The organism is Kitasatospora sp. NPDC086009, from assembly GCF_044540385.1.
GTDB lineage: Bacteria > Actinomycetota > Actinomycetes > Streptomycetales > Streptomycetaceae > Kitasatospora.
Map to the genome: position 1 here is coordinate 197,210 of NZ_JBITSA010000011.1, position 14,795 is coordinate 212,004.

General features: G+C 75.3%; 1 protein-coding gene. It reads left to right on the forward strand.

The annotated features are described in order from the left end of the window. Positions 1–20: 20 nt before the first annotated feature. A complete protein-coding gene (locus ACIF6L_RS24870) occupies positions 21–14,741 on the forward strand; it encodes an SDR family NAD(P)-dependent oxidoreductase (RefSeq protein WP_396491439.1) in 14,721 nt (4,906 codons plus the stop codon). Positions 14,742–14,795: the final 54 nt, after the last annotated feature.

Genomic DNA, 14,795 nt, shown 5'->3' on the forward strand with positions numbered 1-14,795 from the left:
CTCGATGCGTGGAGGCAGCGATGACCGGACAGGCCGACAAGCTCCTTGAAGCGCTGCGTGCCTCCGTGAAGGAAACCGAGCGGCTGCGACAGCGGAACCGCCAGCTCGTCTCGGCGGCCTCGGAACCGCTGGCGATCGTCGGCATGAGCTGCCGCTACCCCGGGGGCGTGACGACCCCCGAGGAACTGTGGGAGCTGCTCGCCTCCGGCGGGGACGCGATCTCCGGGTTCCCGGACGACCGCGGCTGGGACACCGAGGGTGTCTACGACCCCGACCCCGACCACCAGGGCACGTCCTACGTGGTCGAAGGCGGGTTCCTGCGGGACGCGGCCGGCTTCGACGCCGGGTTCTTCGGGATCTCGCCGCGTGAGGCGCTGGCGATGGACCCGCAGCAGCGGCTGCTGCTGGAGACCTCCTGGGAGGCGCTGGAGCGGGCCGGGGTCGACCCGGCCTCGCTCCGGGGCTCGCAGACCGGCGTGTTCGTCGGCGTCGCCCCCTCCGACTACGTCGCGCACCAGTCCCTGCAGACCATGGAGGGGCTCGACTGGCACCTCATGACCGGTGGTGCGGCCAGCGTGATGTCCGGCCGTATCTCCTACCTGCTCGGTCTGCAGGGGCCGGCGGTCTCCGTCGACACGGCGTGTTCGTCGTCGCTGGTGGCGCTGCACCTGGCCTGCCAGGCGGTGCGCGCCGGGGAGTGCTCGCTGGCGCTGGCCGGCGGTGTCACGGTCATGGCCACCACCATGGGCTTCGTCGGGTTCTCCCGGCAGCGCGGCCTGGCCGAGGACGGGCGTTGCAAGGCGTTCTCGGCCGACGCGGACGGCATGGGGATGGGCGAGGGCGCCGGCATGGTCGTCGTCGAGCGCCTGTCGGACGCGCTGCGCAACGGGCACAAGGTGCTCGCGGTGGTGCGCGGTTCGGCCGTGAACCAGGACGGCGCGTCCAACGGTCTGACGGCGCCGAACGGTCCGTCCCAGCAGCGGGTGATCCGCGCGGCCCTGGCGAACGCGCGGATCTCGGCCGCCGACGTGGACGCGGTCGAGGCGCACGGCACGGGCACCACGCTGGGCGACCCGATCGAGGCGCAGGCGCTGCTCACCACGTACGGCCAGGACCGTCCGGAGGGACGGCCGCTGCTGCTGGGGTCGGTGAAGTCCAACATCGGCCACTCCCAGCAGGCGGCGGGTGTCGCCGGGGTGATCAAGATGGTGCTGGCCCTCCAGCACGAGCAGCTGCCGAAGACCCTGCACGCGGACGTGCCGTCGCCGCACGTCGACTGGACGGAAGGCGAGGTCCGGCTGCTGACCGAGGCCGTGCCGTGGCCGGCCGGTGAGCGGGCCCGTCGGGCCGGGGTGTCCTCGTTCGGTCTGAGCGGTACCAACGCGCACATCATCCTGGAGGAGGCCCCGGCCGGGGGCGGGGAGCCCCAGGAGGGTGACACCCCGGCGACGGCGCCGGTGGTGTCGGGGGCGGACGCCTGGCTGGTGTCGGGCCGCACGGCCGAGGGCCTGACGGCGCAGGCGGAGCGGCTGCACGCATGGGTGTCGGCGCGGCCGTCGGTGGAGTCGGCGGAGGTGGCGTGGTCGCTGGCGACGACGCGGTCGGTGTTCGAGCACCGGGCGGTCGTGCTGGGTGGCGGGCGCGGCGAGTTGGTGGCCGGGTTGGAGAGTCTGGCGGCCGGTGTGCCGTCGGGGTCGGTGGTGTCGGGTGTGGCGCGGCCGGGTGCGCGGGCGGTGTTCGCGTTCGCGGGGCAGGGTTCGCAGTGGGTGGGGATGGGTCGTGAACTGGCTCTGTCGAGCCCGGTGTTCGCGGCGCGGCTGGCCGAGTGCGAGGCGGCGCTGGCGCCTTATGTGGACTGGTCACTGGCCGATGTCCTGGCGGGTGTGCCGGAGTTGAAGGCGGCGGATGTCGTCCAGCCGGCGTTGTGGGCGGTGATGGTGTCGCTGGCGGCGGTCTGGGAGGCCGCCGGTGTCAAGCCTGCTGCGGTGGTGGGGCATTCGCAGGGTGAGATCGCGGCGGCGACGGTGGCGGGGATGCTGTCGCTGGAGGACGGCGCGCGCGTCGTGGCGCTGCGTTCGCGGTCGTTGAAGGTCCTGGCAGGTCTGGGCGGGATGCTGTCGGTGAGCCGGTCGGCCGCGGTGGTGGAGGAGCGGATTGCCCGCTTCGGTGAGCGTGTTGCCCTGGCGGCGGTCAACGGGCCGTCGGCGGTGGTGGTTTCGGGTGAGCCGGAGGCCCTGGAGGAGCTGAAGGCCGAGTTCGAGGTCGAGGGCGTGCGCGCTCGGATGGTCGCGGTGGACTACGCCTCGCACTCGGCGCAGGTCGACCGCCTCGAAGCGGAGATCACCGAGGTCCTGGCCGGTATCGCGCCGCGCCGGGGCCGGATCCCGATGGTGTCCGCGATGACCGGCGAGACGCTGACCGGTGAGGAGCTGGACCCCGCCTACTGGTACGGCAGCCTGCGCGCCACGGTCCACTTCGACCGCGCGGTGCGCACCCTGGCCGGTCAGGGCCACCAAGTCTTCGTCGAAGTGACTCCGCACCCGGTGCTGCTGGGCGCGATGAACGACACGCTCGAAGAGGTCGCGCTGGACTCCGCCGCGCTGCCGGCGGCCGTCTGCGGCACGCTGCGCCGCGACGACGGCGGCGCCCAGCGCCTGCTGGCCTCACTCGCCGAGGCCTTCGTCAACGGTGCCCCCGTGGACTGGCGCACGGTGCTCCCGGCCGCCGAGTCGGTGGAGCTGCCCACCTACGCCTTCCAGCACGAGCAGTTCTGGCCGCCGGCTGCGGCGCCGTCCCTCGGTGGGGACGCGGTGTCGCTGGGCCTGGGCGCGGTCGGTCACCCCCTGCTGGGCGCGGCCGTCGAGCTGGCCGGCGGCGCGGGGCTGGTCTGCACCGGGCGGCTGTCGCTGCGGACGCACCCCTGGCTGGCCGACCACGTAGTCGGCGGGGTCGCGCTCCTGCCGGGGACCGGCTTCGTCGAGATGGTGGTCCGGGCCGGTGACCAGGTGGGGTGCGGCCTGCTGGAGGAACTGACCCTCCAGGCGCCGCTGATCTTCCCGGCGGACGGTTCCGGTGTGCAGGTCCAGGTCGTGGTGGCCGCCGCCGATGCGGACGGCCGTCGGACGGTCGAGGTGTTCTCCCGCCCCGACGCCGCCGACGCGCAGCAGGCGTGGCTCCAACACGCGAGCGGTCTGGTCGCCCACGCCGGTGAACCCGCGCTCGCCGAGGAGGACTTCGCGGTCTGGCCTCCGCGCGGGGCCACGGCGGTGGACGTCAGCGGTATGTACGAGGCGCTGGCCGGGACGCCCTACGGCTACGGCCCGGCGTTCCGGGGGCTGCGCGCGGTGTGGCGCCGGGGCGACGAGGTCTTCGCGGAGGTGGCACTGCCCGAGGGTGTGGCCGCCGATGCGGGTGCGTTCGGTCTGCACCCGGCGCTGCTGGACGGTGTGCTGCACGCCAGCGCCCTGGTCGGCGGTTCCGAGGAGGGCGATTCCGGGCAGGTGCGGCTGCCGTTCGCGTGGACGGGCGTCGAGCTGCACGCGGCGGGTGCGTCCGTGCTGCGGGCCCGGCTGCGCCGTGATGCGCAGGGCAGTCTGGTGCTGACGGCAGCGGACGCCACGGGTGCTCCGGTGGTCTCCGTCGAGTCGCTGGTCACCCGTCCGGTGGCGGCCGACCAACTGAACTCCGCTGCCTCGACGGTGGCGGATGCCCTGTTCACCGTCGAGTGGGCCCCGCTGAGCGTTGCCGAGGCTCCGGTCGGGGCGTGGGCGCTGATCGGCGCCGACCGCTTCGGTCTGGCCGAGGCGCTGGAGGCCTCCGGCGTTCCGGTCCGGGCCTTCGCCGACCTGGCCGGTCTGACCGCCGCCACCGAGGCGAGGGAGATCGAGCCCGCCCTGGTGCTGGCCTGCGCCGGTGACCAGGACAGTGGAAACCCGGCGCAGGCGGCCGCGCGTGTGACCGGTGAGGTGCTCGGCCTGGCCCAGGCCTGGCTGGCCGAGGAGCGTCTGGCCGAGGCCCGGTTGGTGGTCGTCACCCGGGGAGCCGTCGCTGCCGCGGCCGGTGAGCGGATCGCCGATCTGCCCGCCGCCGCCGTCTGGGGCCTGCTGCGCTCGGCGCAGTCGGAGAACCCCGGCCGACTCGTCCTGGTCGACCTGCCCGCCGGTGAGTCCGGTGCGCCCGCCACGGTGCTGCCGTCGGCGGTGGGCAGCGGTGAGTCCGAGCTGGTCGTCCGCGCCGACCAGGCCCACGGGCGGCGTCTGGCGCGCCCAGCGGGCGAGTTGGCGGTGCCCGAGGGCCCGTGGCGGCTGGAGCCGGACGCCGGCGGGTCACTGGAGGGGCTGACACCGGCGGCGGCGCCGCAGACGGGCGACCCGCTGGAGCCCGGGCAGGTTCGGGTGGCGGTCCACGCGGCCGGGCTGAACTTCCGGGACGTGCTGATCGGCCTGGGGATGTACCCGGGCGGCGGTGTGATGGGCAGTGAGCTCGCGGGTACGGTGCTCGACCTCGGCCCCGAGGTGACCGGCCTCGCGGTCGGCGACCGGGTGATGGGCGTCGCCGCAGGCGGGTTCGGGCCGGTGGCGGTCACGGACGCCCGGCAGTTGGTGCGGATCCCGGAGGGCTGGACCTTCGCCGAGGCCGCGTCGGTGCCCGTGGCGTTCATGACGGCCTGGTACGCCCTGGTGGAACTGGCCGAGGCCGAGGCGGGCCGGCGGGTGCTCGTGCACGCGGGCGCCGGTGGCGTCGGCATGGCGGCGGTGCAGCTCGCCCGGCACCTGGGCCTGGAGGTGTTCGCGACGGCGAGTCCGGCGAAGTGGCCGGTGCTGGCCGCGATGGGCCTGGACGAAGCGCACATCTCCTCGTCCCGCGACGCCGGGTTCGAGGCGGAGTTCCTCGCCGCCACCGGCGGCGCGGGTGTGGACATCGTGGTGAACTCCCTGGCGGGCGAGCTGACGGACGCCTCGCTGCGGCTGCTGCCGCGCGGTGGGGCCTTCGTCGAGATGGGCCGTACCGACCTCCGGGACGCGGAGGCCCTGGCCGTTCAGTACCCGGGGGTCTTCTACCGGCCGTTCGATCTCGGTGAGGCCGGGCCCGAGCGGATGGGGGCGATGCTCGGCCGGATCGTCGACCTGATGGCGGCGGGCGAGCTGACGCGGCTCCCGGTCCGGGCCTGGGACATCCGGCGGGCGCGTGAGGCGTTCCGCTTCATGCAGCAGGCGCGCCACACCGGCAAGCTGGTCCTGACCGTGCCCGCCGAACTGCGCGCCCCCCGCCCATCCGGGCGGACGGCGCTGGTGACGGGTGGCACGGGCACGCTGGGTGGTCTGGTCGCGCGGCATCTGGTGACCGCGGCCCAGGCGGACGGTCTGGTGCTGACCAGCCGTTCCGGTCCGGCCGCCGCCGGGGTGGCGGTGCTGGCGGCGGAGTTGGCGCGGGCGGGTGCGTCGGTGGACGTGGTCGCCTGTGACACGGCGGACCGTGAGGCGCTGGCCGCGCTGCTGGCGGCGATTCCGGCGGGGCGTCCGCTGCGGAGCGTGATCCACACCGCCGGAGTGCTCGACGACGGGATCATCGCGTCGCTGACGCCCGAGCGGGTGGCCGCGGTGATGCGGCCGAAGGCCGACGGTGCCTGGCACCTGCACGAGCTCACCCGGGGTCTGGATCTGGACCGGTTCGTGCTGTTCTCCTCGGCCGCGGCGACGTTCGGCGTCCCGGGTCAGGGCAACTACGTGGCGGCCAACGCGTTCCTGGACGCGTTGGCGGCCGACCGGCGGGCGGCCGGACTGCCCGGCACCTCGCTGGCCTGGGGCCTCTGGGCGGAGGTCAGCGGCCTGACCGGGCAGCTCTCGGACTCCGACCGGTCCCGCCTGACCCGCGGTGGCGCCGTGGCACTGAGCGCGGACGAGGGCCTGGCCCTGCTGGACCAGGGGACCGCCCGCTCCGAGGCGCTGCTGGTGGCGACCCGGCTGGACCTCGCCGGGCTGCGCGCGCAGGCCACGCGGAGCGCGGAGGTCCCGCCGCTCTGGCGGACCCTGGTCACGGCCGGGACCGGCCGGCGGACCGCCGCCTCGGGCGGCGTCGGCGCGGACTCGCTGCAACGGCAGCTGGCCGGCCTCTCCGAACAGGAGCGCACCCGGCTGCTCACCGACCTGGTCCGGACCCACGTGGCGGCCGTGCTGGGGCACAGCTCCGCCGAGGCCGTCGAGCCCGGCCGGGCCTTCACCGACCTGGGCTTCGACTCGCTCACCGCGGTCGAACTGCGCAACCGCCTGGGCACCGCGACCGGTCAGCGGCTGCCGGCCACCCTGGTCTTCGACTACCCCAACCCGGTCGCGCTGGCCGGTCACCTGCGGGCCCGGCTGCTCGGTGACACCGAGCAGCCCGTGGACCTCCTGCCGGTCCGCCCGGCGGAAGCGGGATCCGACGAGCCGATCGCGATCGTCGGGATGGCCTGCCGGCTCCCCGGCGACGTGAACGACCCCGACGGGTTCTGGCAGCTGCTCACCACCGGGGCGGACGCGATCTCCCGCTTCCCGGACGACCGCGGCTGGAACGTGGAGGGCCTCTACGACCCGGACCCCGAGAGCGTCGGCACCTCCTACACCCAGGAGGGCGGCTTCGTCGCGGACGCCGGCGGCTTCGACGCCGGGTTCTTCGGGATCTCGCCGCGCGAGGCGCTGGCGATGGACCCGCAGCAGCGTCAGCTGCTGGAGACGTCCTGGGAGGCGCTGGAGCGGGCCGGGATCGACCCCGCGACGCTGCGCGGCAGTCAGACCGGCGTCTTCGTCGGCGGGTTCGCGTCGGCCTACGGGCTCGGACTGGCGACCGGCGGCGAGGGAGCCGAAGGGCACCTGACGACCGGCTTCGCGACGAGCGTGATGTCCGGCCGGGTGTCCTACACGCTGGGCCTGGAGGGCCCGGCGGTGACCATCGACACCGCGTGCTCGTCCTCGCTGGTGGCGCTGCACCTGGCCACCCAGGCGATCCGCGCCGGGGAGTGCTCGATGGCGCTCGCCGGCGGGGCAACCGTGATGGCGACCCCCGACGGCATCGTCGGGTTCAGCCAGCAGCGCGGTCTCGCGGTGGACGGCCGCTGCAAGGCCTTCTCGGCCGACGCGGACGGCATGGGCTTCGCCGAGGGCGCCGGCATGGTGGTCCTGGAGCGGCTCTCGGACGCGCGACGCAACGGGCACCGGGTGCTCGCCGTGGTGCGCGGCTCGGCGGTGAACCAGGACGGGGCGTCCAACGGTCTGACGGCGCCGAACGGTCCGTCCCAGCAGCGGGTGATCCGCGCCGCGCTGGCGAACGCCGGCCTCACGGCCGCCGATGTGGACGTGGTGGAGGCGCACGGGACGGGTACCAAGCTGGGTGACCCGATCGAGGCGCAGGCGCTGCTGGCGACCTACGGTCAGGACCGTGGTGCCCAGAAGCCGCTGTGGCTGGGGTCGGTGAAGTCCAACATCGGGCACACCCAGGCGGCCGCCGGTGTGGCGGGTGTGATCAAGATGGTGCTGGCGTTGCAGCACCAGGAGCTGCCGAGGACGCTGCACGCGGACGAGCCGTCGCCGCACGTGGACTGGTCCGCCGGTGAGGTGGAGCTGCTGACGGAGGCGGCGCCCTGGCCGGTGGGGGAGCGGCCGCGTCGGGCCGGTGTGTCCTCGTTCGGGATCAGCGGCACCAACGCGCACGTCCTGCTGGAGGAGGCGCCCGCCGAGGCCGGTACCGCGACCGACGCGGAGCCGGTCGAGCCGGCAGCTGCCTCGTCGGTGGTCGAACCCGGCGGGGTCGGGGCCTGGGCGGTCTCGGGGCGTTCCGCCCAGGGGCTGACGGCGCAGGCGGAGCGGCTGCACGCGTGGGTGTCGGCGCGGCCGTCGGTGGAGTCGGCGGAGGTGGCGTGGTCGCTGGCGACGACGCGGTCGGTGTTCGAGCACCGGGCGGTCGTGCTGGGTGGCGGGCGCGGCGAGTTGGTGGCCGGGTTGGAGAGTCTGGCGGCCGGTGTGCCGTCGGGTGCGGTGGTCTCGGGTGTGGCGCGGCCGGGTGCGCGGGTGGTGTTCGCGTTCGCGGGGCAGGGTTCGCAGTGGGTGGGGATGGGCCGTGAACTGGCGGCGTGCAGCCCGGTGTTCGCAGCGCGCCTCGCGGAGTGCGAGGCGGCGCTGGCGCCGTATGTGGAGTGGTCGCTGAGCGACGTCCTGGCGGGTGCCGAGGGTGCCCCCGCACTGGAGGCGGCGGATGTCGTCCAGCCGGCGTTGTGGGCGGTGATGGTGTCGCTGGCGGCGCTCTGGGAGGCAGCCGGTGTCGCCCCGGACGCCGTGGTCGGTCACTCGCAGGGCGAGATAGCGGCGGCGACCGTGGCCGGGATGCTGTCGCTGGAGGACGGCGCCCGGGTGGTGGCGCTGCGTTCGCGGTCGTTGAAGGTGCTGGCGGGCCTGGGCGGGATGCTGTCGGTGAGCCGGTCGGCCGCGGTGGTGGAGGAGCGGATCGCCCGCTTCGGTGAGCGGCTGTCGCTCGCGGCGGTCAACGGGCCTTCGGCGGTGGTGGTTTCGGGTGAGCCGGAGGCGCTGGAGGAGCTGAAGGCCGAGTTCGAGGTCGAGGGCGTGCGCGCTCGGATGGTCGCGGTGGACTACGCCTCGCACTCGGCGCAGGTGGACCGCCTCGAAGCGGAGATCACCGAGGTCCTGGCCGGTATCGCGCCGCGCCGGGGCCGGATCCCGATGGTCTCGGCGATGACCGGCGAGACGCTGACCGGTGAGGAGTTGGACGCCGCCTACTGGTACGGCAGCCTGCGCGCGACGGTCCACTTCGACCGCGCGGTGCGCACGCTCGCCGGTCAGGGGCACCAGCTGTTCGTCGAGGTGACTCCGCACCCGGTGCTGCTGGGCGCGATGAACGACACGCTCGAAGAGGTCGCCCAGGAGGCCGGCCCGGGCATCGTGCCCGCCGCCGTCTGCGGCACCCTGCGCCGCGACGAGGGCGGCGTGACCCGGCTGGTCACCTCGCTCGCCGAGGCCTTCGTCAACGGCGCCTCCGTGGAGTGGACTTCCGTCCTCCCCGCCGCCGAGCGGGTCGAGCTGCCGACGTACGCCTTCCAGCACGAGCGGTACTGGCCGCGTGCGGCCGGACCGGCTCTGGGCGGGGACGCGGTGTCGCTGGGCCTGGGCGCGGTCGGTCACCCGCTGCTGGGCGCGGCGGTCGAACTGGCCGGCGGTGCGGGCCTGGTCTGCACCGGGCGGCTGTCCGTGCGGACGCACCCGTGGCTGGCCGATCACGCGATCGGTGGGGCGGTGCTGCTGCCGGGGACCGGCTTCGTCGAGATGGTGGTCCGGGCCGGGGACGAACTCGGTTGCGGCCTGCTGGAGGAGCTGACGCTCCAGGCGCCGCTGGTCCTGCCCGCCGACGGCGGCGGGGTCCAGGTCCAGGTGGTGCTGGCCGAGGCGGACTCCGAGGGCCGTCGGACGGTCGAGGTGTTCTCCCGCCCCGACGGGCAGGAGGAGTGGACGCAGCACGCCGACGGCGTCCTCGCTCCCGCCGGGGAGGCGCCGGTCGCGGAGGAGGACTTCGCGGTCTGGCCTCCGCGCGGGGCCACGGCGGTGGACGTCAGCGGTATGTACGAGGCCGCGGCCGACGGGCCGTACGGCTACGGGCCGGCGTTCCAGGGCTTGCGGGCCGCCTGGCGCCGGGGCGACGAGGTCTTCGCGGAGGTCGCGCTGCCGGACTCGGTGGCCGCCGATGCGGGTACGTTCGGTCTGCACCCGGCGCTGCTGGACGGCGTGTTGCAGGCCAGCGCCCTGGTGTCGGAGGCCGGGGACGAGGTGCGGTTGCCGTTCGCGTGGACGGGTGTCGAGCTGCACGCGGCGGGTGCGTCCGTGCTGCGGGCCCGGCTGCGCCGGGATGCGCAGGGCAGTCTGGTGCTGTCGGCGGCGGATGCCACGGGTGCGCCGGTGGTCTCCGTCGAGTCGCTGATCACCCGTCCGGTGGCGGCCGACCAACTGAACTCCGCTGCCTCGACGGTGGCGGATTCCCTGTTCACCGTCGAGTGGGCCGCGGTGAGCGCTGCCGAGGCTCCGGCCGGGGCGTGGGCGCTGATCGGCGCCGATCGCTTCGGTCTGGCCGAGGCGCTGGAGGCCTCCGGCGTTCCGGTCCGCTCGTTCACGGACCTGGCCGGTCTGGCCGCTGCCACCGAGGCGGGGGAGATCGAGCCCGCCCTGGTGCTGGCCTGCGCCGGTGACCAGGCGGAGGGCGACAACGCGGCCGAGGCCGCCCGCCGGGCGACCGGCGACGCCCTGGGCCTGGCCCAGGCCTGGCTGGCCGAGGAGCGTCTGGCCGAGGCCCGGTTGGTGGTCGTCACCCGAGGGGCCGTCGCTGCCGCGGCCGGTGAGCGGGTCGCCGATCTGCCCGCCGCCGCCGTCTGGGGCCTGCTGCGCTCGGCGCAGTCGGAGAACCCCGGCCGACTCGTCCTGGTCGACCTGCCGACCGGCGCGGGCGCCGAGCAGATCACCGCCCTCCCGACGGCACTCGCCACCGGCGAGCCGGAACTCGCCGTGCGCGGCACCCTGGCCCACGGACGACGGCTGACGCGTCCATCCCGTTCCACGGAGGCAGTTGAACAGCTGCCGGGCCGCCCATCCGGGCGGACGGCGCTGGTGACGGGTGGCACGGGCACGCTGGGCGGTCTGGTCGCGCGGCATCTGGTGACCGCGGCCCAGGCGGACGGTCTGGTGCTGACCAGCCGTTCCGGTCCGGCCGCCGCCGGGGTGGCCGTGCTGGCGGCGGAGTTGGCGCGGGCGGGTGCGTCGGTGGACGTGGTCGCCTGTGACACGGCAGACCGAGAGGCGCTGGCCGCGCTGCTGGCGGCGATTCCGGCCGGGCGTCCGCTGCGGAGCGTGATCCACACCGCCGGAGTGCTCGACGACGGGACGATTCCGTCGCTGACGCCCGAGCGGGTGGCCGCGGTGATGCGGCCGAAGGCCGACGGTGCCTGGCACCTGCACGAGCTCACCCGGGAGCTGGATCTGGACCGGTTCGTGCTGTTCTCCTCGGCCGCGGCGACGTTCGGCGTCCCGGGTCAGGGCAACTACGTGGCGGCCAACGCGTTCCTGGACGCGTTGGCGGCCGACCGGCGGGCGGCCGGGCTGCCCGGCACCTCGCTGGCCTGGGGCCTCTGGGCGGAGGTCAGCGGCCTGACCGGGCAGCTCACCGACGCCGAGCGGTCCCGGATGACCCGGAGCGGGACCAGCGGGCTGAGCGCGGCCGAGGGCCTGGCCCTGCTGGACCTGGCGCTCGGCCGGGACGAGGCGGTGCTGGTACCGGCCCGGCTGGACCTGGCCGGGCTGCGGTCCCAGGCGGCCCGCACCGGTGACGTCCCGCCGCTGTGGCGGGCACTGGCCGGCCGACCGGCCCGGCGCACCGCCGCCGCTTCCGACGGGGCGGGCGCGGACTCGCTGCGGCAGCGGCTCGCCGCGCTGCCCGCCGCGGACGGCGACCGGATGCTGCTGGACCTGGTCCGGGCGCACGTGGCGGCCGTGCTGGGGCACAGCTCCGCCGAGGCCGTCGAGCCGGGCCGGGCCTTCACCGACCTGGGCTTCGACTCGCTCACCGCCGTCCAGTTGCGCAACCGCCTCACCACCGGGACCGGACTGCGGCTGCCGGCGACCCTGGTCTTCGACTACCCCAACCCGGCCGTGCTGGCCGGGCACCTGCGGGGCCGGCTCGGCGGCGGAGCCTCGGCGGCCGTGGCACCGCCGGCCCCGGTCGGGGCGGCGGCCCACGACGAGCCGATCGCGATCGTCGGCATGAGCTGCCGGTTCCCGGGCGGTGTGACGGGGTCCGAGGACCTCTGGCGGATGATCTCCGAGGGGCAGGACGCGATCTCGCCGTTCCCCGCCGACCGCGGCTGGGACCTGGACTCCCTCTACGACCCGGACGCCGCGCACATCGGCACCTCGTACACCCAGGCGGGCGGGTTCGTGCAGGACGCCAGCGCCTTCGACGCCGGGTTCTTCGAGATCAGCCCGCGTGAGGCGCTGGCCATGGACCCGCAGCAGCGGCTGCTCCTGGAGCTGTCCTGGGAGGCCATCGAGGGAGCCGGGATCGACCCGGTGTCCCTGCGCGGCAGCCAGACCGGCACCTTCGTGGGCGGCTACACCTCCGGCTACGAGATGAGCGTGCTGGCGCACGGCGGCGCGGAGGCCGAGGGCCACCTGATGACCGGGATCGCGACCAGCATCCTGTCCGGCCGGCTGGCCTACACCTTCGGTCTGGAGGGGCCGGCGGTCACGGTCGACACGGCGTGCTCGTCGGCGCTGGTGGCGCTGCACCTGGCGGCCCAGGCACTGCGGTCCGGCGAGTGCACGATGGCGCTCGCCGGGGGCGTGACGATCATGGCCACGCCGGGGACGTTCGTCGAGTTCTCCCGCCAGCGCGGGCTGGCCCCGGACGGCCGCTGCAAGGCGTTCGCCGCCGCGGCGGACGGCACCGGCTTCGCCGAGGGCGCGGGCGTGCTGGTGGTCGAGCGGCTGTCCGACGCGCAGCGCAACGGGCACCGGGTGCTCGCGGTGCTGCGGGGCAGCGCGACCAACCAGGACGGTGCGTCCAACGGTCTGACCGCCCCCAACGGGCCCTCGCAGCAGCGGGTGATCCGGGCCGCGCTGGCCAACGCCGGCGTCCGCGCCGACGAGGTCGACGTGGTGGAGGCGCACGGCACGGGCACCAGGCTGGGCGACCCGATCGAGGCCCAGGCGCTGCTGGCCACCTACGGCCAGGACCGGCCGGAGGACCGGCCGCTCTGGCTGGGGTCGGTGAAGTCCAACATCGGACACACCCAGGCCGCGGCCGGCATCGCCGGAGTGATCAAGATGGTGCTCGCCCTGCGACACGGCCGGATGCCCGCCACGCTGCACGTCGACGAGCCCACGCCGCAGGTCGACTGGACGGAGGGCCGGGTGCGGCTGCTGACCGAGCCGGTGCCGTGGCAGCCGAACGGGCGGCCGCGCCGGGCGGGCGTCTCGTCGTTCGGGATCAGCGGTACCAACGCGCACGTCATCGTGGAGGAGGCCCCCGCGCCTGCCGCGCCCGTCGCCCCCGCCGCTCCGTCGGCAGCGCCGGCGGTGGTGCCGTGGGTGCTGTCCGGGCGGACCGAGGAGGCGCTGCGGGCCCAGGCCGGGCGGCTGCGCGACTTCCTCCTCGACCGGCCGGACGCGGACCCGGTGGACATCGGGTTCTCCCTGGCCACCACGCGCACGGTCTTCGACCACCGGGCGGTCGTGCTGGGCGCGGACCGGGACGGCCTGCTCGCGGGCCTCGCGGTGGCCGCCGCCGGCGTGCCCACCAGGGACGTGCTGACCGGCACCGCGACGGCGGGCCACCGGCCCGTGTTCGTCTTCCCCGGCAGCGAGTCCCGGTGGCTCGGCTGCGCCGCCGCGCTGCTGGACGAGGCGCCGGTCTTCGCGGACCGGATCGCCGCGTGCGAGCGGGACCTGGCCCCGTACGTGGACTGGAAGGTCACCGAGGTACTGCGGGAGGGCCCGGCCGGTCCGGCGCTCGACCGCCCCGAGGTCCTCCAGCCGGTGCTCTGGGCGGTGATGGTGTCGCTGGCCGCGCTGTGGCGCTCGGCGGGCGTCCACCCGGCGGCCGTCGCGGGCCACGCGGTGGGCGAGGTCGCGGCCGCCCAGGTGGCCGGTGTGCTGTCACCGGCGGACGCGGCCCGGATCGCGGTGCTGACCGGCCGGTCGGCGGCCGGCGTGGCCGCCGACCGGGCGGAACTCGCCGCCGTCCGCCCGCGGGCGGGCACGGTGCCGCTGTTCTCCACCCGGGCGATGGCCTGGGCCGAGGGCGCCGGACTGGGCGCCGACCACTGGGTCCGGAGCCCGCAGGACGCCCTGCCGGCCGAGGAGTTGGCGGCGGCCCTGGCCGACGGCGGCTTCGGTGCGTACATCGAGGTCAGCGCCGACCCGGTGCTCACCGCGGCCCTCGCCCGGGCCCTGGACGACCGGGGCCTGCGGGCCGGGGCGGGCGCCACCGTCACCGGGACGCTGCGCCACGGGGAAGGGGGCCTGCGGTCGTTCACCTCCGGTCTGGCCGCCCTCCACGTCCTCGGTGTCCCCGTGGACTGGGCCGCGGTCCTGGGTGGCGGGCGCCGCGTCGACCTGCCGACGTACGCGTTCCAGCGACAGCCCTACTGGCCGCAGCCGCCGGCCCGCAGGCCCGGTGCCGAACCGGTCGCGGCCGGCTCCGCCACCCCGGGCGAGCAGCGCTTCTGGGCCGCGCTGGAGGGCGGGGACATGGCCGCCCTGGCCGAAGTCCTCGGCCTGGCCGAGCCGTTGCGGGAGGACATGCCGCTGGGCACGGTGCTGGCGCGGCTCTCGACCTGGCGTCAGCAGGAGCGCGAGCAGGCGCCGCTCGACGGCCCCGACGGGTCCGCCGACGGCTCCGGTGACCTCGACTGGCTCCGGCAGCTGGCCGGCCTCGGCGAGGCCGAGCAGCGGGAGCTGGTGCTCGACCTGCTCCGCCAGGAGATCGCCACGATGCTCGGCTACGCGTCGGTCGATTCGGTCCGCCCGAACGGCGACGTGTTCGAGATGGGCATGACGTCCATGTCGGCCGTTCAACTGCGGGAAAGAATTACCGGGCTGACCGGCCTTAAGCTGCCGGAGGGCTTCATCTATGACCTCTATCTGCCGGAAGCGATCGCGGATTTCCTGCTCGGCGAGCTGACGGCGGTCCTCCGGGAAAGCGCCGACGGGCAATGAGCCGACGGGCCATGAGCCGGGGGCCGATGAGCGGCCCCCGGCGATCCGGGGCCG

What these genes read in the sequence shown, in the direction of transcription:
- ACIF6L_RS24870 (WP_396491439.1), top strand. Translation starts at nt 21, where the DNA reads ATGACCGGACAGGCCGACAAGCTCCTTGAAGCGCTGCGTGCCTCCGTG.